The 23808-nt window shown below is 60.1% G+C and carries 14 protein-coding genes; 8 read left to right on the forward strand and 6 right to left on the reverse strand.

Going from position 1 to position 23808, the window contains the following annotated elements:
* Nucleotides 1-158 precede the first annotated feature (158 nt).
* Genes recC through recD form a run of 3 tightly spaced genes read left to right on the forward strand, consistent with a single transcriptional unit; the run spans nt 159 to nt 9444 of the window.
* Nucleotides 159-3644: an exodeoxyribonuclease V subunit gamma gene (gene recC, locus AABC73_RS03905; protein WP_341522537.1), complete on the forward strand. Its 3486-nt coding sequence runs from the start codon at nt 159-161 to the stop codon at nt 3642-3644.
* On the forward strand, nt 3641-7348 hold the full coding sequence (gene recB, locus AABC73_RS03910; protein ID WP_341522538.1) for an exodeoxyribonuclease V subunit beta: 3708 nt from the start codon (nt 3641-3643) through the stop codon (nt 7346-7348). Before recC ends, recB begins: the two co-directional genes overlap by 4 nt.
* Nucleotides 7345-9444, forward strand: coding sequence for an exodeoxyribonuclease V subunit alpha (gene recD / locus AABC73_RS03915; RefSeq protein ID WP_341522539.1), 2100 nt, complete (start codon nt 7345-7347; stop codon nt 9442-9444). The genes recB and recD overlap by 4 nt, the downstream gene beginning before the upstream one ends.
* Nucleotides 9445-9554: 110 nt before the next feature.
* Here the strand turns inward: recD and AABC73_RS03920 are convergent, their stop codons facing one another.
* From AABC73_RS03920 to AABC73_RS03935, 4 genes are all read right to left on the reverse strand, one after another.
* On the reverse strand, nt 9555-11066 hold the full coding sequence (locus AABC73_RS03920; protein ID WP_341522540.1) for an amino acid ABC transporter permease/ATP-binding protein: 1512 nt from the start codon (nt 11064-11066) through the stop codon (nt 9555-9557).
* A gap of 163 nt (nt 11067-11229) precedes the next feature.
* The gene (locus tag AABC73_RS03925; RefSeq protein ID WP_341522541.1) at nt 11230-12033 is read right to left on the reverse strand and encodes an ABC transporter substrate-binding protein; all 804 of its coding nucleotides are present in this window, start codon (nt 12031-12033) and stop codon (nt 11230-11232) included.
* 84 nt (nt 12034-12117) lie between these two features.
* The gene (locus AABC73_RS03930) at nt 12118-13179 is read right to left on the reverse strand and encodes a 2-oxoglutarate and iron-dependent oxygenase domain-containing protein (protein WP_331149263.1); all 1062 of its coding nucleotides are present in this window, start codon (nt 13177-13179) and stop codon (nt 12118-12120) included.
* A gap of 15 nt (nt 13180-13194) precedes the next feature.
* On the reverse strand, nt 13195-14046 hold the full coding sequence (locus tag AABC73_RS03935) for a TIM barrel protein (protein WP_341522542.1): 852 nt from the start codon (nt 14044-14046) through the stop codon (nt 13195-13197).
* A gap of 596 nt (nt 14047-14642) precedes the next feature.
* Between AABC73_RS03935 and AABC73_RS03940 the strand changes: the two genes are divergently transcribed.
* Genes AABC73_RS03940 through AABC73_RS03950 form a run of 3 tightly spaced genes read left to right on the forward strand, consistent with a single transcriptional unit; the run spans nt 14643 to nt 18540 of the window.
* The gene (locus tag AABC73_RS03940) at nt 14643-15095 is read left to right on the forward strand and encodes a (2Fe-2S)-binding protein (protein WP_341522543.1); all 453 of its coding nucleotides are present in this window, start codon (nt 14643-14645) and stop codon (nt 15093-15095) included.
* A gap of 11 nt (nt 15096-15106) precedes the next feature.
* Entirely contained in the window at nt 15107-17302 is a 2196-nt protein-coding gene (locus tag AABC73_RS03945) for a molybdopterin cofactor-binding domain-containing protein (protein WP_341522544.1), read from the forward strand.
* Nucleotides 17303-17313: 11 nt separating this feature from the next.
* Complete coding sequence (locus AABC73_RS03950; protein ID WP_341522545.1) at nt 17314-18540, forward strand: cytochrome c; 1227 nt, start codon at nt 17314-17316, stop codon at nt 18538-18540.
* A gap of 415 nt (nt 18541-18955) precedes the next feature.
* Here AABC73_RS03950 and AABC73_RS03955 read toward each other — a convergent pair whose 3' ends face one another.
* Nucleotides 18956-20212 (reverse strand): MFS transporter, encoded by a 1257-nt coding sequence (locus tag AABC73_RS03955; RefSeq protein WP_341524168.1) that lies wholly within the window; start codon nt 20210-20212, stop codon nt 18956-18958.
* Nucleotides 20213-20286: 74 nt separating this feature from the next.
* Here AABC73_RS03955 and AABC73_RS03960 point away from each other — a divergent pair, with 74 nt between their 5' ends.
* Together AABC73_RS03960 and AABC73_RS03965 are read left to right on the forward strand one after the other, a co-directional pair.
* Nucleotides 20287-20982 carry a helix-turn-helix transcriptional regulator gene (locus AABC73_RS03960; protein ID WP_341522546.1) on the forward strand — a complete coding sequence of 232 codons (696 nt, stop codon included), beginning with the start codon at nt 20287-20289 and terminating at the stop codon, nt 20980-20982.
* A 179-nt stretch (nt 20983-21161) separates the two neighbouring features.
* Nucleotides 21162-23120, forward strand: coding sequence for an EAL domain-containing protein (locus AABC73_RS03965; protein ID WP_341522547.1), 1959 nt, complete (start codon nt 21162-21164; stop codon nt 23118-23120).
* Between the two features lie 21 nt (nt 23121-23141).
* On the opposite strand, the gene AABC73_RS03970 is transcribed toward AABC73_RS03965, so the two are convergent.
* Nucleotides 23142-23741, reverse strand: coding sequence for a GNAT family protein (locus tag AABC73_RS03970; protein ID WP_341522548.1), 600 nt, complete (start codon nt 23739-23741; stop codon nt 23142-23144).
* Nucleotides 23742-23808 lie beyond the last annotated feature (67 nt).

Consider the following 23808-nt stretch of genomic DNA (forward strand, 5'->3'; position numbering starts at 1 on the left):
CGCTTACGCGTTCAGGGGTTTTGTTTGTTTGCTCGGAAAATTCGAAAACCTGCCGGTACAGTTCTTCGCCTTTAAAACCCGACATATGATCGAATCCCAAAGAATCTTCTTCGGGGGTTACACTTCGGGCCATGAATTTAAAGGCAAAGGAAGCAACCATGTCCGTTACAACCTCTCTTAGCGCCGGCTTTATGGTGGTTCACGGCAACCGCCTGGATGACCTGCGCAGCCTGGTTGTTTCATGGATGCGGCGCTATCCGCTTGCACCTTTGGAAAACGAAATAGCCTTGGTGCAAAGCAACGGTATCGCGCAGTGGCTCAAACTGGCTTTGGCTGAAGACACTGATGACGACGATCTGGGAGGCTGCGGTATTGCCGCCGCTGTGGATGTTCAGCTTCCCGGCAGTTTCATGTGGCAGCTGTACCGTCTGGTATTAGGCAAGGATGAGATTCCTGCCACTTCCCTATTGGATAAAGCCCCGCTGACATGGCGCTTGATGCGACTGCTGCCAGCATTGATCGACCAGCCCCATTTCGAACCACTGCGACGCTTCCTCACGGCCGATACCGACTTGCGCAAGCGCTACCAACTGTCCGAGCGATTGGCGGACCTCTTTGACCAATACCAGGTGTATCGCGCGGACTGGCTGGAAGATTGGGCGGCGGGTCGCCATCAATTACGTAATGTCCGGGGTGAAACCAAAGCCCTGACACAAGCAAACTGCTGGCAAGCCGAGCTGTGGCGCGCGCTTCTGGGGGACGTCGGTGCCGAAGGCATGGCTCAGAGTCGCGCCGGTGTTCATCAGCGCTTTATTGAGCGGATTCGCGGAATGAGCGAAGCCCCCGCTGGACTACCTGCGCGGGTGATCGTTTTTGGTATCTCGTCGTTGCCTGCGCAAGCGCTTGAAGCCTTGGCTGGCCTGGCTCGATTCAGCCAGGTTCTGCTCTGTGTGCACAATCCATGTCGTCACCATTGGGCAGACATCGTCGCCGATAAGGACCTGTTACGGCACCAATACAAGCGTCAGGCGCGCAAGCCAGGCATGCCGGTGGTGCTCGATCCGCACGCCTTGCATCAACATGCACATCCGCTTCTGGCCGCCTGGGGCAAGCAAGGTCGTGACTACATCAATCTCCTCGATAGCCATGACGATCCGGGCAGTTACCGTTCTTCATTCAAGGACGAACGCATCGACCTGTTCACCGACGGCGATCCAAAAAATATCCTCAATCAGTTGCAGGACGACATCCTTGAACTGCGCCCACTCGATGAAACCCGCGAACTGTGGCCAGGGGTTGATCCACATACGGACCGCTCGATACGTTTCCATATCGCCCACAGCGCCCAGCGGGAGGTCGAGATTCTTCATGACCAATTACTTGCGCGGTTCAGCAAGGACCCAAATCTTCGTCCCCGCGACGTTATTGTCATGGTCCCGGACATCGACAGTTATGCGCCGCACATCCGCGCCGTCTTTGGCCAGCTGGATCGTAGCGACCCGCGCTTCATCCCGTTCACCCTTGCCGACCAAGGTCAGCGCGGTCGCGAGCCGCTGCTGATTGCCGTCGAGCACTTACTGAAAATCCCCGACAGCCGTTTTCCGGTCAGCGAGATTCTTGATCTGCTGGACGTTCCGGCACTGCGTGCACGCTTCAAGATTGACGAGCGTGACTTGCCAACCTTGCATCGCTGGATCGAAGGCGCGGGCATTCGCTGGGGACTCAATGCCGGGCAGCGCGCGGGCCTGGGTTTGCCGAATGCACTGGAGCAGAACAGCTGGCATTTCGGCCTGCGTCGTATGTTGCTCGGCTATGCCGTAGGTGCCGGCGCTGCGTGTGACGGTATCGAACCTTACGACGAAATTGGCGGCCTCGACGCGGCGTTGATCGGCCCGCTGGTAGCCTTGATTGATGCACTGCAAGTTGCCCACAGCGAACTGTCCTTGCCAGCGACGCCGCAAGAGTGGGGCGCGCGCCTGCAGGCGCTGTTGCAGCTGTTCTTCCTCGCCGACAGCGAACATGACGATTACCTGCTGGCTCAACTGGAGCAGCTGCGGGAAACCTGGCTGGAGACCTGCGAGTCCGTAGGTTTACAGGATCAGCTGCCGCTCACCGTGGTTCGCGAAGCCTGGCTGGCAGGACTCGACCAAGGCCGCTTGTCCCAGCGCTTCCTCGCCGGCTCGGTGAATTTCTGTACCTTGATGCCCATGCGTGCGATTCCCTTCAAGCTGGTCTGCCTGTTGGGCATGAACGACGGCGATTACCCGCGCGCGCAACCACCGTTGGACTTCGATTTGATGGGCAGCGATTACCGCCCCGGTGATCGCTCCCGGCGCGAAGACGACCGTTACCTGCTGCTCGAAGCGCTGCTCTCCGCGCGCGATCAGCTCTACATCAGTTGGGTGGGCCGCAGCATTCGCGACAACAGCGAGCGGCCGTCTTCGGTGTTGATCGGTCAATTGCGTGATCATCTGGCCAGCGGCTGGAAACTGGCCAACGCGGTCGAACCGATGGACAGCAAAAAGCGCGATCCCGGCCAACAGCTGCTGCACAAGCTGACCCTGGAACATCCGTTGCAGCCGTTCAGCGCGCAGTATTTCCATGAGGGGACCGAGTTCTTCAGCTTCGCCCGGGAATGGCAGGTGCTGCATGAGCCCCGCGCCGAAGCCACGCAGTCCCCAGCGTTGACGCAGCACGAGCAGGACGAACCGCTCACTCTGGCGCAACTACAGGATTTCCTGCGAAATCCGGTGAAGCACTTCTTCAGTCAGCGCCTGAAGATCTATTTTGAAGTTGCCGAAGCACCGCTCGCCGATGAAGAACCTTTTGTGCTCGACGCTCTGGAGCGTTACGGCCTGAGCGATAGCCTGCTCAATGCTGCGCTGACGCAGTCGGGCGATATCGACAACGCGCTGCACGCTCAGGCGATAAAACTGCAAGGCAGCGGCTTGCTGCCCATGGCCGGTTTCGGCACCAGTTTGCAGGAGGAATTGATCGAGCCGTTGCCGGACTTATTGCAGCGCTATGAAGATTTGCTGCGCAAGTGGCCGGAGCCGTTGAGCAGCGCCTTGCCGGTGAGCTACAGCCATCAAGGTATTGCGCTGGAAGGTTGGTTGGGCGGCCTGCATCGCAACGCAAAAGGCGAGTACCTGATCGTCACCGCGATTCCCAATTCCATCGGCGGCAAGAAAACCCGTAAATGGCATCGCTTGATTCGCCCGTGGGTCCTGCATCTGGTGGCGTGCGCCTGCGACTTGCCGCTGAGCACGGCACTGGTTGCCAGTGACGAAACCCTGCTGCTCGCGCCGCTGGATAAAAACCTCGCCACCGAGGCACTGAATGATTTGCTCAGCGCCTGGCAAAGCGGCATGCAGCGGCCGCTGCCGGTAGCCGTGAAAACCGCGTTTGCCTGGCTTGGTCAGAATGACGAAGTCAAAGCCGAAGCCATGGCCCGCAAAGCCTATGAAGGTGACGGTCAGACCACCGACGGCGAGCGACGCGAAAGCACTGCGCTGGCTCGGCAGTTCCCGGATTTCAATGCGCTGCTCGACAGCGAAGAATTCAGCGGTTGGTGCCAGTCGCTCTACAAACCGATATTCGATGCCCCATGGCAATCTCTGTCCAGCGAGGAGGCCAGCGCATGACTGTCAATTCAGAACAAACCGCATCCCTGGCGTTACGCTTTCCACTGCGCGGCAGCCAATTGATTGAAGCCAGCGCTGGCACCGGCAAGACCTTCACGATTTCCGCGTTGTATGTGCGACTTGTCCTCGGTCATGGCGACGAAAACTCCTCTTTCGGCCGTGAATTGTTACCGCCGCAGATTCTGGTAGTGACCTTCACCGACGCCGCCACCAAAGAATTGCGCGACCGGATTCGTATCCGCCTGGCCGAGGCTGCGCGGTTCTTCCGTGACGAAATCGCCGCCCCCGACGAGTTGATTGCCGAGTTGCGCGATCAATTCAGCGCCGAGCAATGGCAAGCTTGCGCCAGTCGCCTGGATATCGCAGCGCAGTGGATGGACGAAGCTGCGGTTTCGACGATTCACAGTTGGTGTCAGCGCATGCTGCGCGAGCACGCCTTCGACAGCGGCAGCCTGTTTACCCAGACGCTGGAAACCGACCACAGCGATTTGCTGGGCGAAGTGTTGCGCGATTATTGGCGGCGTTTTTGCTACCCCATGAACGGCGACGCGCTGAAGTGGGTTCGCGCGCATTGGGGTGGTCCGGCGGCGTTGTTGCCTCGGGTGCGCTCGCTGTTCGGCAGCGAACGCAACGTGCCGGATCAAGAGCCCGCCGAGCTGATCGGCGCTTCGTTGCAGCAGCGCCGTGAAGCACTCAAAACCCTGAAAGCGCCATGGATCGAATGGGCCAACGAACTGCATGTGATCTGCATGGACGGCGTGGCCTGCAAAGTGGTCGACGGTCGCAAGATGCAGGAGCGCTACTTCAAGCCTTGGTTTGAAAAGCTCAACGCCTGGGCTGCCGATGAAGAACAGGAAGACCTGGATCTGGGCACCGGTTTCACCCGTCTGACCCCGGACGGCATTGCCGAGGCCTGGAAGAGTAATCCGCCTGCGCACCCGGCATTCGAAGCAATGGTCGAGCTGAAAGTCGCCCTCGACACGCTGCCCACACCCGACGCTGCGGTGCTGGAACATGCCGCCCATTGGGTTGGCGTGCGCTTTGAGGAGGAAAAGCGTCGTCGTGCGGAAATGGGTTTCGACGACATGCTGCTGCGCCTCGATGCGGCCTTGCAGAGCAGTGGCGGCGAACGCCTGGCGACGTTGATTCGCGAGCAGTTTCCGGTGGCGCTGATCGATGAGTTTCAGGACACCGATCCCGTGCAGTACCGGATTTTCGAGAGCATTTACCGCCTTGAAGAAAACGACCGGGAAACCGGACTGTTTCTGATCGGCGATCCGAAGCAGGCGATCTACGCCTTTCGTGGCGCCGACATCTACACCTACCTGCGCGCGCGCCAGGCGACTACCGGGCGCTGGCACACGCTGGACACCAACTATCGCTCCAGCCATGCCATGGTCGAGGCGGTCAATCATGTGTTTCTACGTGCCGAACAGCGACCAGAAGGGCGCGGCGCATTCCTGTTCCGTCATGGCGACACCAATCCCGTGCCGTTCCTTGCCGCGCGTTCCCAAGGGCGCAAGGAAACGCTGGAAGTCGACGGCGCAGCTTTGCCCGCGCTGAATATCTGGCAACTGCCCAGCGAACAGCCGCTTTCCGGCGTGACTTACCGGCAGCAATTGGCGGCCAGCTGCGCCAGTGAAATCGTCGCGCTGCTCAATGGCGGCCAGCAAGGGCGTGCCGGTTTCGCAGCGCCGGCCAATGAGCTGCGTGGCTTGAAGCCGGCCGACATCGCGATTCTGGTTCGCGACGGCAAGGAAGCGCAGGCGGTGCGCGCTGAGCTGTCGGGCCGTGGTGTGCGAAGCGTTTACCTGTCCGACAAGGATTCGGTGTTCGCCGCCCAGGAAGCTCACGACCTGTTGAGTTGGCTCAAAGCCTGCGCCGAGCCGGATTCCGAGCGCACCTTGCGTGCCGCACTGGCCTGCATCACCTTGAATCTGCCGCTGGCCGAGCTGGAGCGGCTGAATCAGGACGAACTGGCCTGGGAAGCGCGGGTTATGCAGTTTCGTGGTTATCACTTGATCTGGCGTACCCAAGGCGTGTTGCCGATGCTGCGCCGCTTGCTGCATGACTTTCATCTGCCGCAGACATTGATTGCGCGTAATGACGGCGAACGGGTGCTGACCAACCTGCTGCACTTGTCCGAATTGCTGCAACAGGCCGCTGCCGAACTGGACGGCGAGCAAGCGCTGATTCGTCATCTGAGCGAGCATCTGGCGCTGTCCGGTCAGGCGGGTGAAGAACAGATCCTGCGACTGGAAAGCGATGAGCAACTGGTCAAGGTCGTGACCATTCACAAGTCCAAGGGCTTGCAGTATCCGCTGGTATTTCTGCCATTCATTTGCTCTTCCAAACCCGTGGACGGCAGCCGCTTGCCGTTGCACTTCCACGACGAACAGGGCAAAGCGCAAATCAGTCTGAAACCGACGGCGGCGTTGATCGAGCAGTCGGACAACGAGCGTCTGGCCGAAGACCTGCGCTTGCTTTACGTCGCCCTGACTCGCGCTGAGTCGGCGTGCTGGCTCGGCGTCGCGGATCTGAAACGCGGCAACGCCAACAGCTCGACGCTGCACCGCTCAGCCTTGGGTTATCTGTTGGGCGGTGGCCTGCCGCTCGCCGAGTCTGCCGGCTTGAGCCTATGGCTGCGCGACCTGGGCGAAGGCTGCTCCGGGCTGAGCATTGAAAACCTGCCCGCGCCAACCGCCGAAACATTCAGCCCGCCGCGTAACCAGGCGACGTTGCTCGCGCCGCGCATGCCCAAGCGTCGTGCTGCCGAGAACTGGTGGATTGCGTCCTACAGCGCTTTGCGAATTGGCGACACGATTACCACAAGCGGTGATGAATCGCCTGACAGCCCGCAAGCGCAAAAACTCTTCGATGACGAACGCCTCGATCCCGACGCGCCTCGGGAAGTGCTGGTCAGCGGCGGTGATATCCATCGCTTTCCGCGTGGGCCAAACCCCGGCACTTTCCTCCACGGTTTGCTGGAATGGGCGGGTAATGAAGGTTTTGCCTCGGCCGCGAACAACCCGACACTGCTGGAAGACGCCATTGCCCGGCGCTGCAATCGACGCGGTTGGGAAGGCTGGATCGGCACGCTGACCGGTTGGCTGCAACACTTGCTGAACATGCCGCTGCCGCTGGCGGGCGACAGTCAGCCGATTTCCCTGGGGGCGATGGATCGGCCCAATCAGTACCGCATCGAGATGGAATTCTGGTTCGCCTGCCACAAGGTCGATGTCGCGCAGATGGACAGTCTGGTGCGCCGCTACACCCACGGCAATGCGCCACGGGCGGCAGCGGAAACGGTCTCGCTGAACGGCATGTTCAAAGGTTTCATCGACTTGACCTTCGAACATGAAGGCCGTTTTTACGTGGCGGATTACAAGTCCAATTGGCTCGGCGTCAATGATGAGGCGTATACCCAGGACGCGATGGTTGCCTCGATTCTGGACAACCGTTACGACCTGCAATACGTCCTGTATTTGCTCGCTTTGCACCGTCAGCTCAAGGCGCGGCTTGCCGATTACGATTACGACCAACACATGGGCGGCGCGCTGTATCTGTTCCTGCGCGGCAGCCATTCCGCCAGCCAGGGCGCGTACTTCACCCGGCCGCCACGAGAACTGATCGAGAGTCTGGATCTGCTGTTCCAGGGCAAATCATTAACGCCGGAATTCGCCCTGACTGGAGACTTCGCATGAGCCGTTCATTCGCCGAACTGTTGCCGACGCCGCTGGACGCGCAAAGCCTTGCTGACCTCGCGCCGTTGACCAAAGTCAGCGACCTGCTGCTGTTGCTGGAACGCTGGGTCGAACGCGGCTGGTTGCGGGCGCTGGATAAAGCCTTCGTGGCGTTTCTCAGTGAGCTTGATCCGGCGGCCGATTCACGAGTGCTGTTGGCCGCCGCGTTGACCAGTCACCAGTTGGGCCACGGGCATGTTTGCCTGGACCTGTTTGAAACCCTGAAAGAGCCGGACTTCGCGCTGTCGCTGCCCCCTGAAGGTGACGCCCAAGGCGGGCCGATGTTGCTGCCGTCGCAGCTGTTGGTCGCGCTGGACGGCGAAGCCTGGTGTCAGGCGTTGCTCGGCAGCGCGTTGGTCGCACGCGGCGATGATCAGAGTGAAAGTGCCGCGCGCAGGCCGTTGGTGTTGTCCGATCGGCGTCTGTACCTGCGCCGTTACTGGGCTTACGAGCGACGCATCGATATGGCTTTGCGGCAACGACTGGCACAGCAGGAAGCCGCGCCTGCGGATCTGGCGCAACGTCTTGATGGCTTGTTCGGGCCGGCCGATCCTGCCCCGGATGCATTGATCGACTGGCAGAAGCTGGCCTGTGCATTGGCGACTCGTGGCGCGTTCAGCATCATTACCGGCGGTCCCGGCACCGGCAAAACCACCACGGTGGTGCGGTTGTTGGCGTTGTTGCAAGCGCCAGCCGTGCAAAGTGGTCAGCCGCTGCGTATTCGTCTCGCCGCGCCAACCGGCAAGGCGGCGGCGCGCTTGACCGAATCCATCAGCCAGCAGGTGCAATCCCTGGATGTCAGCGAAGACGTGCGGCAGAAAATCCCCAGTGAAGTGACCACGGTGCACCGGCTGTTGGGCAGTCGACCGGGCACGCGCCACTTCCGCCACCACTCGGGCAATCCGTTGCCACTGGATGTGTTGGTGGTCGATGAAGCGTCAATGATCGATCTGGAAATGATGGCGAATCTACTCGACGCCCTGCCGCCTCACGCGCGCATGGTCTTGCTTGGTGACAAGGATCAGTTGGCCTCGGTGGAAGCCGGCGCGGTGCTGGGGGATTTGTGTCGCGATGCCGAGGCGGGTTTTTACAGCCCGCAAACCCAGGCGTGGCTGGAAGCAATCAGTGGTGAAAACCTGAACGACAGTGGCCTGCAACAAGGCGATGCGCTGCAGCATCCATTGGCTCAGCAAGTGGTGATGTTGCGTCATTCGCGGCGCTTCGGGCAGGGCAGCGGCATTGGTCAGCTGTCGCGCCTGGTCAATCAGCAGCAGGCGGAAGCAGCGCGGGCGTTGTTGGCCGCCCGCAGCCACGGCGATCTGTTCGCGCTTGCGCTCAAGGGTGAGCAGGATCATTCCCTGGAGCGGCTGCTGCTCGACGGGCACAGCCAGGGCAACGAAGGCCCGCAAGGTTATCGGCATTATCTGGGCGTGATGGCCGGGCAGCGTCCGCCAGTGGACGCTGCCCTCGAAGATGAATGCTGGAGCCGCTGGGCGCGCGCGGTGCTGGAAGCGTTCGATGCGTTCCAGTTGCTGTGCGCGGTGCGCAAAGGGCCGTGGGGTGTCGAGGGTCTGAATCGGCGCATCACCAGTGCGCTGTTCAGCGCCGGGCTGATCGAAGGCGACCAGCATTGGTACGAAGGCCGCCCGGTATTGATGACCCGCAATGATTACGGCCTGGGCCTGATGAATGGCGATATCGGCATCGCCTTGCGCCTGCCGGAGCGCGATGGCGTCGAAGCCACCAAGCACGTGTTGCGTGTGGCGTTTCCGCGTAATGACGGCAGCGGCGGGGTGCGCTTCGTCTTGCCGAGTCGGCTCAACGATGTGGAAACCGTGTACGCCATGACGGTTCACAAATCCCAGGGTTCGGAGTTCGCCCACACCGCGCTGATCCTGCCGGAAGCGCTGAACCCGGTGCTGACCAAGGAGCTGGTCTACACCGGCATCACCCGCGCCAAACACTGGTTCAGCCTGATCGAACCGCGTCAGGGCGTGTTTGAAGAAGCGTTGCGGCGCAAGGTGAAGCGGTTGAGCGGGTTGATGTTGGGGGTTTGATTCACTTTGTGGGAGCGAGCTTGCTCGCGAAGAGGCAAGTACATCCGACACATTCCTGTGCCTGAAAGAACGCCTTCGCGAGCAAGCTCGCTCCCACTGATCTTATCGATTTATTTGCCCAACCCCATAAACTGCACAACCCGCTCTCCCGCCTGACCATCGCGAATGGCTTGCGGGGCGGAGTCGGCCTGGATGACGCCGTTTTCCATGAAGATCACCCGATCCGAAATGGACATGGCGAAATCCATTTCGTGGGTCACGATCAGCATGGTCATGCCTTCCCTGGCCAGGTCGCTGATCACCTTCAACACGTCGCCCACCAGCTCCGGGTCCAGCGCCGAGGTCGGTTCGTCGAACAGCATGATCTTCGGGTCCATCGCCAGGGCGCGGGCGATGGCGACGCGCTGTTGCTGGCCGCCGGACAACTGATGCGGGTACTTGTGCGCGTGGGCCAGCAGGCCGACTTTATCCAGCAACGCGTAGGCACGCTGTTCGCTGACGGTTTTGTCGCGGCCGTGATAACGCGGCGCCAGGGTTACGTTGTCGAGAATGGTCCGGTGCGGGAACAGGTTGAAGTTCTGGAACACCATGCCGATGCGCTGCACGCCCCGGCGGATCTGTGGATTATTCGGCTTGTCGCCGGCCTGTATGAAGCTTTCGCCGAACAGGATGATCTCGCCCTTGTCGATGCTTTCCAGGCCGTTGACGGTGCGAATCAACGAGGTCTTGCCCGAGCCGGACGGGCCGATGATGGAAATCACCTGGCCGCAGTTCACTTCCAGATCGATGCCCTTGAGCACTTCGTGATGGCCGTAGCTTTTATGAATGCCGCGCAGCTGCAAGGCGGGAGTTGAGCCGTTAGCGGCGGCAACGGAAGCTTGCAGGGCAGGCGAGGCAATGCGCGTGCGCAGTTGCGTCAGGCTGGCATCGTCCAGGGTTTGTGGCTTGCGGTTGTTCAGTTCCAGATGCCGTTCCAGCCAGCTGAACAGCCAGCCGAACACGGTCACGATCAGCACGTAATACACCGCCACCGCTGAAAGAGTTTCCATGACCAGGAAGTTTTGCGCGTACAGGCGTTGGCCAACCGTCAGCAGCTCGGTGAGGGAAATCACCGAGACCAGCGAGGTCAGTTTGACCACGGTGATGTATTCGTTGATCAGCGTCGGCAGGGAAATCCGAAAGGCCTGCGGAATCACGATCAAGCGTTGCAAACCGATGAAGCCCACGCCCAGCGCACGCCCGGCTTCCTTCTGGCCCTTGGCCACGGAGATCAGGCCGCCACGATGGATTTCCGCCATGTATGCCGCTTCCGTGACCACCAAAGCGAGCAGGCCGGAGTAGAACGGGTTGGACAGCACTTCACGGGTAAACGGAAACATCTGCGGCAGGTTGTAGACGAACACCACCAACACCAACAGCGGGACGCTGCGGAAGAACCAGATATAAATCGATGCCGGAATGCTCAACAGACGCGATGTCGACAGCTTGGCCGACGCCAGCAGGAAGCCGAGCAGCATGCCGATGAACCAGCCCAGCGCGCTGAGCTGGATCACGGTGATGCACGACTCCCAGAAGTCCGAGATCGAAAACAGAGAAAAAAAGTAGGACCATTCGAATTGCATGTACACCTCAAGTTCAGCCGCTCAACAGCCCGTAGCTACCGTGTCTGACGCGCTCCCGGCTGAAGCCGGTCCTACGGAGCATGCATATCCGTAGAACTGGCTTTAGCCGGGAGGACGTCGGGTCAGACACCGCACAGTACGAGGTGGCCTCTAATGCTGTGAATCAGTTACCCGGTTCTTCCAGGTTGTACTTCTTCAGCAGAGCCGCGTACTCACCGGATTTCTTGGTTTCGTCGAAGGCTTTGAGCAATGCCTGATACAACTCGTCGTTACCCTTTTTGACGTAGATACCCAGGGTTTGCTGATAGATCGAATGCTCGGTGCTGACCACCACGCGGCCTTTGGTGCGTTCGGCGATCATGCCGGCTGCGCCGTCGATTTCCACTTGGGCCTGAACGTTGCCCGACAACAATGCCTGGGTGACTTCCGGCGCGGACGGGAATTCGCTTACCGCGATCGCGCCTTTCTTGTTCGGCACGCAGTAATCAGCCGACAGCTTGTTGAATTGCGCCACCCAGGTGGTGCCTTTTTCCAGGCCGACTTTCAGGCCGCAGAGGTCTTCCGGCACCTTGGGTTTGAGCGGGCTGTCCTTGAGCACCATGATCGCTGCGCCGGTCTTGGCGTAAGCGATGGTTTGCGCCTGGGTCTGGCGTTCCGGTGTGATGTACATGCCGGAAATGATCGCGTCGTAATGCCCGGCGTTGAGGCTCAGGATCAGGCTGGAGAACTTGGTGTCGACGAACTCAGGCTTCAGCTCCATGTGCTTGGCGAACAGGCGCGCCAGCTCCGGATCGGAGCCGACAACGTTTTTCTTCTCGTCATAGGACTCGAACGGCGGATAAGTGATTTCCATACCAACTTTGAATACGCCCGGCGTCACGGTGGTCGCGGCGTGTGCCAGGCCCGCGCCGAGCACGGCGGCGGCAAGCACGGTCAAGCGGACAGCAAGGTTGTTTTTATTGCGCATCGTCGGTGACTCCGAGGTCAGAAGGTAGGGCACGGTTGGGTTGATTCAGGTACTTCAGTCAGGCAATGCGCGTCTTGAAAATCATCAGGACGGTTCCGCTGTCTGGTTCTTCAAATGGCCGAAACTTGAAGGCTTGCGGGCTTTTTCATACAGCTTTAGTTCGCCGCTCTCCACTTTTTTGCGCAGGTACGAGTAGGTTTGTAACGCCTGGCCGAACATGTGTTCACCGATGGTGATCTCTTCGTAATCCTTGCCATCCTCAATGAATTGCGGCAACGGCTTGATCTGGGTATGGAAGTCGCAGGCGTAGAACAGCGGGAACGAGTAGCGCTCTTCGCTGACGGTCCTGACCCGGTGGGCTGTTGCAACGAACGTACCAGCGGTCATCACTTCGAGCATGTCGCCAATGTTGACCACGAACGCGTCTTCAACGGGCGGCGCATCGATCCATTGACCCTGATCGTTCATCACTTCCAGGCCCGGTTTGTCTGCTAGCAAGATCGTGAAGCACTCGTAATCGGTGTGCGCACCAATACCGGGCGCGTCCTGCGCGGCGCCGTCGAACGGGTAGTGGATCAGGCGCAGTTTCGAAGGTGGGCGCGTGACCAGCGCCTCGAAGTAACCCTCCTCAAGACCCAGCGCCAGAGCGAAGCCATCGAACAGCCGACGACCCAGGGCAAATACTGCGGCGTAGTAGGCCTGAACCGCCGGCTTGAAGCCCGGCAAGTCCGGCCATTCATTGGCGCCGATCAGTGGGGTTTTGGCGATCACCAGCGGGTCTTCATCGCCGACCTCAAAACCGATATCGAAGGCTTCCTTGTGATCCGGCTTGCCCTTGGCGTACACCTCTTCGCCTTCCGGCACGAAGCCTTTATGGCTGCGAGATGTGCCGATGTAATGCTGCATCTTGTAGTCGAGCGACTGGGCGAACAGATCCTTGGCCGCCTGCCGCAAATCGTCGATCAGCTGTTTGTCGATGCCATGATTCTTGATGTAGAGAAAACCCACTTCCCGTGCCGCCGCGCCGAGTTCGTCGGCCACGGCCTGACGCTGGGCACGGTCGGCGCTGAACAGCCCGGCGATGTCCACCACCGGGATGCTGCTGAAATTGGCGGTTTGAGTTCCGTTTTTATTGTGCTCAGGCATGACGACAACGCTCCTTTAACGACGGGTCGATTGAGTGAAGTGCTGGAAATGTTCGCGCTCGGTCTGGCCCATCCACACGTTCAGCGACCACAGATCGGCTACCGGAACATTGGTGAACGGCAAGTGATGCAGATAGCCGTCGGCGCCGAATTCCGGGGTCAGCGTGCTGACTTGATAGCCACGCGCCTGTTGCGAGCGCCAGATGGCTTCCCAGTGTTGCTGATGGAAGGTTAGCTCTTTGGCGTATTCCGGCGCGGCGGGATGGGGAACCTGCGGACCCTGGTCATAACCGACTCGTGCCTGAATGTGGTGCACGCGTTCGACGAAGGCGCCGAGGTCGTCTTCCGGGTCGTTGAGCAGGCGTTCGCAGGTGACGATCCAGTGACTGATGTCGCTGGTGAACAGCAAATCGGGCAGCTGGCGAATCAGTTCGAGGGTGATCCACGGATTAAACAGCGAGCGGGAACGGTGGGTTTCAAAGGAAACCACCTGGCCATGCTTGCGCGCCAGATCCAGCGCCTGGCCGAAGAAATCCACCTGTTGCGGCAACTGCCAGCGGTCATTGCCGGCCAGCACATTGACGAAGCGCGGCGTCAGTTCACCGGCCCAACCGAGCTTTTTGTCCAGATCGATCAAGTGTTCGGCAACGGTGGCCGACTGTTCCGGCAGCACGTCGTAGGCGGTGAATACAGTGCTGATATAGCCCACGCGGTTGGCGCGCAGGAACGCGGCAAACTCGGCGCGCTCGGCGGTGCCCAGCGGCAGACGGGCTTCCATGCCGTCGAAGCCGACCTTGAGCAGTTCTTCCAGTGCTTGTGCCTTGCTGGCGGTGTAGCCCCAAAGCGTGCGGAAAATTTCCAGTTTCATCGATCGACCTCAAAGATTACTCAAGCGACTGGCGCAACTCGCCCGCGGTGTTGGTTGACCGGAGCAAAAAAATCATTAGCGGGCAGTAGCAAACGGGAACGTAATCTGCGGGCCGATCTCTTTGGAACGGTCTCAATGTTGGCGATCTTAGGGGTGCATCACGCGGGGAAAGAATAGGAAAGCTCAAATCCATAGTTCAGAGATTTCTAAACTAATCATGGACGTTATAACCATCCGTAGGGCCGGATTTATCCGGGAGGGCGTGCTCCCGGCTAAAGCCGGTCCGACGGATCGATGTTTACGGCGATCGCAGCAAACACCGGAGTTATAGGCATTCCGTCACTTGGTGGCACAAGCGTACTATTCACACCCTGTTCTACGCCTGACGCTGACGTCAGTGCGTTTACTTCTTTTTTCGCTCATGTGGCTGGATCAGCTCCAGGCCGACCATGAGCGTGCTGTTTATAAATCACCCCCGGCCATGTCCTGGGGGGGATACTGAAAAATTATCCGAATAGAAACGAAACCGCTGTGGACCAGCGTCGCCCCTGGCGACGTATCAGCGCTAAACCGTGATGAATGCCAGAGGCTTTGTGATGCAAAAACTACTGATCAATGGTCAGGAACATGAGCTGGATGTCGCTCCCGACATGCCGCTGCTCTGGGTCCTGCGCGATATCGTGGGTCTGACCGGCACCAAATACGGCTGCGGTATTGCCCAGTGCGGCGTTTGTACTGTTCACCTGGATGGCCAGGCCGTGCGTTCCTGCGTGCTGCCGGTCAGCGCTGTTGCCGGGCGCAAGATCACCACCATTGAAGCGGTCGGCGAATTGCCGGTTGGTCAGCAAGTGCAAAAAGCCTGGCTGGCCCACGAAGTCGTGCAGTGCGGTTACTGCCAGCCCGGCCAGATCATGTCTGCCGTGGCACTTCTGCAGGCGCATCCGGATGCCAACGACGAACAGATCACCACGGCCATGGCCGGGAATCTGTGCCGTTGCGCGACCTATACGCGTATTCGCGCCGCCATCAAAAGCGTCAGCCAAGCCTGAAGGAAGTCACCATGTCAGAGGTAAAACGATCTGCCGCGACGGTCTCGCGTCGTGGGCTGCTCAAGGGTGGCGCCCTGTCTTTGGGCGGGCTGGTAATCAGCACCTGGTTGCCGCCAATGGTCAATCGCAGCTTCGCCGCAGAAGCGGTCAGTGCCGCGCGACTGGGTGATGCGGCGTCGCCGGGTTTTGGCGCGTTCGTGCGTGTCGGCCTCGACGGCCATGTCACGGTTATCTCGCCAAAAATCGAAATGGGCCAGGGCGTTCAGACCGGTATCGCCATGATGGTCGCTGAAGAACTGGAAGTGCCGCTCAGCCAGGTCAGCATCGAAGAAGCGCCGCCCAATGCCGCGCTGTACACCGACACCGTGTTGCAGTTTCAGGCCACCGGCGGTTCGTCGTCGACCCGTTATACCTGGGAGCCGCTGCGTCGTGCGGGCGCCAGTGCTCGGGTGTTGCTGGTCCAGGCCGCAGCGATTCGCTGGAAAGTCGCGCCAAGCCAATGCCGCGCTGAGAACGGTCAGGTGCTCGGCCCGAACGGCCAGACCGCACGTTATGGCGAGCTGGTGCAAGCCGCTTCTGCGCTGCCATTACCCACCGATGTGCCGCTCAAGGCCATCGCTGATTTCAAACTGCTTGGCACGCCAGCCCAGCGTCTGGATACGCCGAACAAGGTCAACGGTTCGGCGCAGTTCACCATCGACCTGAAAATCCCCGACATGCTTATCGCCTCGACGCTGACCTGTCCGGTATTCGGCGGCAAGCTGCGCGGCGTGAAAAACGAAGACGCGGCGCGCAAGGTGCCGGGCGTACTCGATGTGCTTCGTCTGGACAACGCCGTTGCAGTCACCGCGACGAATTTCTGGTCGTGTCAGCAAGCGCTCAAGGCGCTGGAAATCGACTGGGACATGGGCCCGCACGCCGCTGTCGATTCGGCGCAACTGGACAAGGCATTGCTCGACGCCAGTTCCAAAGACGGCGTATTCGCCAAGCAGACTGGCGACATCAGCGCGGCGCTGAAAAACGCGTCGAGTCATTTCGAAGCGGTTTACGAACAGCCGTTCCTGTCCCACTCGCCACTGGAACCGATGACCTGCGTCGCCCACGTGCGTCCGGACATGTGCGAACTCTGGGTGGGATGCCAGGCGCCGACCTTTGCCCAGATGGGCGCGGCGAAAGTCTGCGGCATGCCGCTGGAAAAAGTCGTTATCCACAACCAATTGATCGGTGGCGGTTTCGGCCGTCGCCTGGAATCGGACTTCATCTTCCAGGCTGTGGACATCGCCCGTCAGCTCAGCTACCCGATCAAATTGATCTGGAGCCGCGAAGAGGACATGACCCACGACCGCTATCGTCCGCACTACGTCGACCGCCTGAACGCCGCGCTGGACAAGGATCTGCGTCCGGTCGGCTGGGAGCATCGCATTGCCGGCGCTTCGGTCGTCGCCTCGTATATCGGCAAGCTGCCGGAAAGCGGCGTCGATGGTGATGCCGTGGAAGTGGCGATTGATCCGGTCTACAAACTGGCCAACCTGCAAGTGCGCTACATCCGTCAGGACCCGGACGTCATCCCGGTTTCCTGGTGGCGCGGCGTGGGTCCGCTGCGCAGCACTTATGCCGTGGAATGTTTCATCGACGAGCTGGCGCACAACGCCAAGGTCGATCCGGTGGACTACCGCTTGAGCCTGATGCAGGACCAGCCACGCGCCCAGGCCGTACTGAAAAAAGCTGCGGAACTGGCTGACTGGAAAACCCCGCTGCCAGCCGGTCAAGGTCGCGGCATTGCTGTGAGCGCGGTGTTCGGCAGCTTCGTTGCCACAGTGGTCGAGCTGGAAATGCACGGGGACAAGGGTATGCGCATCAAGCGGCTGATTACCGTGGTCGATTGCGGCTTCGTCAACAACCCGACGTCGGTGGCTTCGCAGATGGAAGGCGGCACGCTGTTCGGCCTGTCCGCTGCGCTGTTCAACGAAATCCTCATCGAGAAAGGCCAGGTGGTGCAGAACAACTTCCACGCCTATCGCCAGATCCGCATGAGCGACGCGCCGTCCGTGCAAGTGCACCTGATGCCGAGCGCCGAAAGCCCCGGCGGGGTCGGCGAAACCGGCGCCGTGCCGGTTGCTGCGGCATTGGTCAACGCGCTGCACGCCGCTTCGAAAGTGCGCGAGCGCCGTCTTCCACTGAGCCGCTTCGGCTATTTCACTGTTTAAGGAGCGCTGTCATGAAAGTGTTTAACTATGCGCTCGCGCTGTTGGGTGCAGGCTTCGGGCTGATGGCCCAGGCTGCGCAATCACCGGCGGATCCGGCCCTGATCAGCAAAGGCGAATACCTGACCCGCGCCGCCGATTGCGTGGCGTGCCACATGACGCCGGGCGGCAAACCGTTTGTGGGCGGCCTGGAATTCAAGCTGCCGTTCGGCACGCTGTATTCGCCGAACATCACCCCGGACAAAGACACCGGGATCGGCAACTGGACCGATGACGAATTCGTCAGCGCTCTGCAAAAAGGCGTCGGCAAAGACGGCAAGCATTACTACCCGGCGTTCCCGTACACGTCCTACACCATGATGCCCCGCGAAGACATTCTGGCGATCAAGGCGTATCTGTTCAGCCTTGAGCCGATCAGCCAGAAGCCGCCGGAAAATGACCTGTCGTTCCCGTTCAACCAGCGCTGGGGCATGTTCTTCTGGAACGCCGTATTCGCTGACAACGAGCGCTTCGTGCCGGACAGCAAACAATCGGCAGAATGGAATCGCGGCGCGTATCTGGTGCAAGGGCCCGGACACTGCGGCGAATGCCACACCCCGCGCAATATTTTCCAGGCCATGAGCTCCGGAAAATCCCTGGCCGGTGGCGAACTGGGCAACTGGCGCGCCTACAACATCAGCTCCGATGCCAAGCACGGGATCGGCGCCTGGCCGCAGGAAGCGCTGGTCAGTTATCTGTCCCAGGGTTACGCGCCAGGTTACGGCGGTGCGGGTGGTCCAATGGCTGACGCCGTCGAACACAGCCTGCGCTTCCTGACTCCGGCAGATGTGAATGCGATTGCGGTTTACCTGAAATCCACGCCAGCGCGCAGCGAAGGCATTGCACGGCCGACTGTCGCGATCAACGATCAGTCTGACAAAGGCCTGGGGCACAAAGTATTCACCGACTCGTGCGTAGCCTGTCACCGCCTGGACGGCACCGGCAATCAGTCGCCCATCGCAACACTGGTCGGCCTGAAAACCGTCAACGATCCAGCGGGCACCAACCTGATGGCGACGTTGCTGGAAGGTCACACCCAAGGCACCCGCCGCGTCGACCAGCGCATGCCCGACTTCGCTCGCGCCTACAACGACGCCGAACTCGCCGCCGTCAGCACCTTTGTCCTGCGCCGCTTCGGGCAGAGCAACGGCGAGGTCAAGGCACAAGACGTAGCGAAAGGGCGGGCAAGTTCGCTGCATTGATGGCAATCAGTCCTACGGTGTATTCCCGTTGTTCACTGCATTGATGGCTAACAGGGTCCGTAGGACCGGCTTTAGCCGGGAGGACAAAAGTTTTGACGACGCAGCCGTTGCGCATGTACCGGCTTGCTCCCGGCTGAAGCCGGTCCTACGAGGTGCATTCCCGTTGTTCGTTGCATTGATGGCTAACAGGGTCCGTAGGACCGGCTTTAGCCGGGAGGACAAAAGTTTTGACGACGCAACCGTTGCGCATGTACCGACTTGCTCCCGGCTGAAGCCGGTCCTACGAGGCGTATTCCCGTTGTTCGTTGCATTGATGGCTAACAGGGTCCGTAGGACCGGCTTTAGCCGGGAGGACAAAAGTTTTGACGACGCAGCCGTTGCGAATGTACCGGCTTGCTCCCGGCTGAAGCCGGTCCTACAACATCTCATCTAAAACAGGCGCTCTTTCGATTCGCAACCTGCCACCCAGCGCAAATACCCCAATCGCCAACACCTGAAACACTGCGGCCAACACAAACAGCCAGGTTCCCGCTTGCGCTCCGTTGGTCATCGTGAACACTGCGCCGAACACCGCTGGCGCAAAGGCGTAACAACCCTGGGCAATCGCCACAATCAACGCCACTACCCGCTGGCTCTGCTGCCGGGCAAATTCCGCCTGGGCGATCAGTGGTGGCAGCGACGTCGCGTTGCCGATGCTTGCGCCAAATAACGCCACGCCCAACCACACCCATGCCGAATGACTTTCTGCGCCGATCAGGACGATACCGCCGAGCAACTGCACCGCATAACTCAGGCAGGCGACGGCGCGGCGATTGGCATTGATCGGCATCAGCCAACCCACCAGTGTTCGCCCCACGATTGCACTGGCGGTGGCCACGCCCATGGCCAGGCCTGCCTGCTGCGCGCCAAGTGTTGCCGCCAGCAGCAGGAATAAATGCGCGATCAATCCGATCTGGGCAAACAAACCCAGCGACATGCCGGCCGCCAGGGTCATGAACTGGCGGTTGCCCCACAATCTGACGCTGGTTTCCGACGTCGCCGTGATGGTCGGTGCGGCTGCGGTCATTGCTGAGCCGTCCGGGCATTGCCCCAATTGCTCAGGCTTGTAGCGAAAAACCCGCAACGACAGGGTGCCGATCACGACAACCGCCAGCACCCCGATCATCAGTGCTGCGTTGCTGAAGCCCGTCGCGGTAATCAGCAACACCCACACCGACGAAAACACCACGCCGCCAATGCTGGCGCCGTTGTAGGCCATCGCCAGCGCCGCCGGTCGTTTGACGACAAACCAGGGCGCGATGATCGAATTGACCGCCGCCGCTCCCAGCGTCACCCAACCAAATCCACTGAGCACTGCGGCCATGAACAGCTGATAAGGCTGGCTTGCAATCGACCAGCCATACACGCCGATACTCAGCAACAGGGTGCCCGATACCGTAATGCGTGCCACACCCAAAAACTGGTACAACCGTGGCAGATTCACGACCACCAGAGTTCCCGCCAGGAAATGCACCGTGACCGCCGCTGAACACAACTGCGCACTCCACCCGGTGCGCTGGATGACTGCGTACATAAAAACCGGTGGGCCATAGAAACCGATACCCCAGCCGAACATGGCCAATATGAAAGTCGCGGCCACGACCTTGCGACCAAAAAAAGCGTTCTGAGCCATCATCAAGTTCTTCCCTGTGGATTGCCGCCCAGTATGATTGGCGCAACACGGGACGCTTCGGGGTTGAACGAATTATGGATGCACACAGTGCGGATACCAGCCTGGCCAGTATCGCTGGCGCCATTGCCGACCCGGCGCGGGCGAAGATGCTGTGCAGTCTGCTCGACGGCCATGCGCGGACCGCCACGGAGCTGGCGGTTGTTGCCGACATCGTTGCTTCCACCGCCAGCAGTCATTTCAGCCGTCTTCGTGAGCAGGGCCTGGTTGAATTGATGGTTCAGGGCCGCCATCGCTATTACCGGCTGGCCAATGCCAAAGTGGCCGCCGCGCTGGAAGCGTTGCTGTTCCTGGCGGACACTCCGGCGCCTGCCTTCAAGCCTTCGACCCCTTCGGCGCTGCGTTACGCGCGCACCTGCTACGACCATTGCGCGGGCGAGCTGGCGGTCAAGCTGCACGATGCGTTGCTCGCCTCGAAGTGGATCGAAGCGCAGGGTCAGGATTATCGTGTGACCGACAAGGGCGCGTCGTTGCTGGCAGAACTCGGGATTGATCCGCAAGCCTTGAGTCGTCAGCGCAGACGCACCGCTTACCCGTGCATGGACTGGAGTGAACGCTCACCACACATCGGCGGCGCTCTTGGCGCGGTGTTGCTGGCATTGATGCTAAAGCGCGGTTGGCTAGTCCGGCATCTGGACTCACGGGCGCTACGTTTGTCCGCCGGCGGGCTGGCCGGTTTGGCGCGAAGCTTTGGTCTGGACAGCGGGAAGTAAGGCCTTAGCCCACGCTTTTCTTCTTCTGCGGATCGCGTCCGCCGTCGGAAAAACTGAAGAAACCCCGGGTACCGCCGACACGAATTGATGAGCAGCTTGTCAATTCTGCTCCTGTACCTGACTGGAAAGATCTCTCCAGCCGGTTTCATCTGTTTTGCATTCAGAGACAACCCTCCCTGATGAAGAGAAGTCTGTTCGGTAGCTTTTGGGCGTTGATGTCCGCGCCCCATGACAACCCTGGTTTGCTCCGGGCGCAGTACATTGCGCTGTCGCGCCAGTTGCCGATGATGTACTTCATCCTGCTGATCAACAGCCTCGCCCTTGCGGCGACCCATTACGTCTCGGCTCCCCGCTGGCTGGTGGTCTATTGCCCGGCGGTCATGACGGTTTTTTGCGTGACAAGGGCGGCCCTGTGGTGGCGTTCGTGTCGGCGTACGCTGCCGCCGCCTGCGAACATGCTCGACATCCTCAAGCGCACCAATCGACTTTCGCTACTGGTGGCGGCGGGTTTCACCCTGTGGTCGCTGGCGTTATTCCCCTATGGCGACGTATACAGTCAGGCCCATGTCGCGTTCTACATGGCAATTACGGTCATCGCCTGCATCTTTTGCATGATGCATCTGCTGCCGGCCGCGTTGATCACGGCGGCAGTGGTCAACATTGCCTTCGTGGTGTTTTTTGCCACCACCAACAACATCACCTTCATTGCCACCGCGATCAACGTGCTGCTGGTTTCCATCGCCATGCTGTCGATCCTCAGGTCCCAGTACGCTGACTTCACCCAGTTGGTGAACATGCAGGCGCGCACCGAGAAGCTCAGCGACGAGAACCGCCGCCTCGCCAATCAGGACAGCCTGACCGGCCTGGCAAACCGTCGGCAGTTTTTCTCCAACCTCGATGCAACGCTCATCCAGGCACGCGACCGGGACGTGCGCCTGGCGGTGGGGTTGATCGACCTGGACGGCTTCAAACCGGTCAATGATCTCTACGGCCACAGCGTCGGCGACAAATTGCTGTATCAGGTCGGCCAGCGTTTGACCGGCCTGCTCGACGATGGCGTGCATCTGGCCCGGCTGGGTGGCGATGAGTTTGCCTTGATCATCACTGATGGCCAGAGCGACCAGCAGTTGCGGGCGTTTGGCGACAACCTTTGCGCGAGGATGCGCGAGCCTTTCCAGCTGGTGGACATTCCGATCCAGATCAGTGCGTCACTGGGCATCGCGAGCTTCCCGGACCTCGCTTCCAGCGCCACCGAAGTCTACGAATACGCGGATTACGCGCTGTATCAAAGCAAGCGGCAGCGGCCTGGAACCCTGAGCCTGTTCAGCGCTGAATACCGTCGGCAACTCAATCGCGAAGGTCTCACCGAGCAGGCACTGCGCCGGGCGGATCTGTACGAAGAATTTCATGTGGTGTTCCAGCCCATCATCGACATCAGTACTCAACTGACGGTCGCCTTTGAAGCGCTGGGGCGCTGGACGAGTCCGGAGCTGGGTAACGTTCCACCCTGCGAATTCATTCCCGTCGCCGAGCGTATCGGCTTGATCAACAAGCTGACGATTCCGCTCCTGAAACATGCCCTGCACGCCGCAGCCAGCTGGCCGCGAGGCGTTCGCCTGTCCTTCAACCTTTCCGCCCACGACTGCGGATCTCCAGAAGCAGTGCAGCAGATTGCCCAAGTGATCAGCGACAGCGGATTTGACCCGGCGTCTCTGGATCTGGAAATCACCGAGACCGCCGTTATCCAGGATCTGGCGCAAACCCAGCGCGCCATCGCCCTGCTGCGCAGTCTGGGTTGCGGCATTTCTCTCGATGATTTTGGCACCGGTTACTCAAGTCTCAGCCAGATTCACGCGCTTTCGTTGACCAAACTCAAAGTCGACCGCAGCTTTGTCACCGGCATTCACCTCAATCCGGCCAGCTTCAAGATCGTCAAATCTTTGCTCGCCTTGAGCCATGACATGCAGCTCCAGTGCATTGTCGAAGGGGTTGAAACCGAAGACGAACTGGCCGCGCTCAGGCGTCTGGGTTGTGTCTGGGCGCAAGGCTATCTGTTCTCGCGCCCCATATCTGCGGACGAAACTCGCGAGTGGCTGGCGCAGGAAAGCCTCGATGCGGCGACCGGTCAAACCGGCTGAGCGGATTCTTCTGCCATCGGTTTACTGCTGGATTTTGTCCAGAAGCATGGCCTTCACCTGTGGCCACTCATCATCAATGATGCTGAAGCGTACGGAATTGCGTTTACGGCCATCGGGCATGATCCGTTCGTGACGAACAATGCCTTCCTGTATGGCGCCGATGCGCAGAATCGCCGCCCTGGATTTCTCGTTGAGTTCATCGGTGGTGAACTGCACGCGCACTGCCTGCATGGCCTCGAAGGCGTGTTCCAGCAGCAGATACTTCGCCTCAGTGTTGATGCCCGAACGCTGGGCCGACGTACTCAGCCAGGTGTGGCCGATTTCCATCTTGCGGTTGGCCCGGTCGATTTTCCAGAAACGGGTGCTGCCCACCACCTGCCCGGTATCGCGGCGCACGATCACAAACGGCATGACCGTCCCGGCTTCGCGACCCTGCAAGGCAATCGCGATGTATTTATCGACAGTCTCCGGCCCCGGAATGACCGTCACCTTCATATTCCACAACTCGCCATCAGCCGCCGCTTGCAACAGCGCGGGTGCGTGCGCCGCCTGGAGCGGCAACAGTTCGATGGATTTGCCCGTCAGTGCGGGTTGGCTGAAGCCGGTAAGGTGGTCGGTCATGATCGGTCAGGCTGCTGAGTGAGAGGGTTTTACTATCACGATGTCTTCTGTGAATAAAAAGCGATTA

It is taken from the genome of Pseudomonas sp. G.S.17, from assembly GCF_038096165.1.
Classification (GTDB): Bacteria; Pseudomonadota; Gammaproteobacteria; order Pseudomonadales; family Pseudomonadaceae; genus Aquipseudomonas.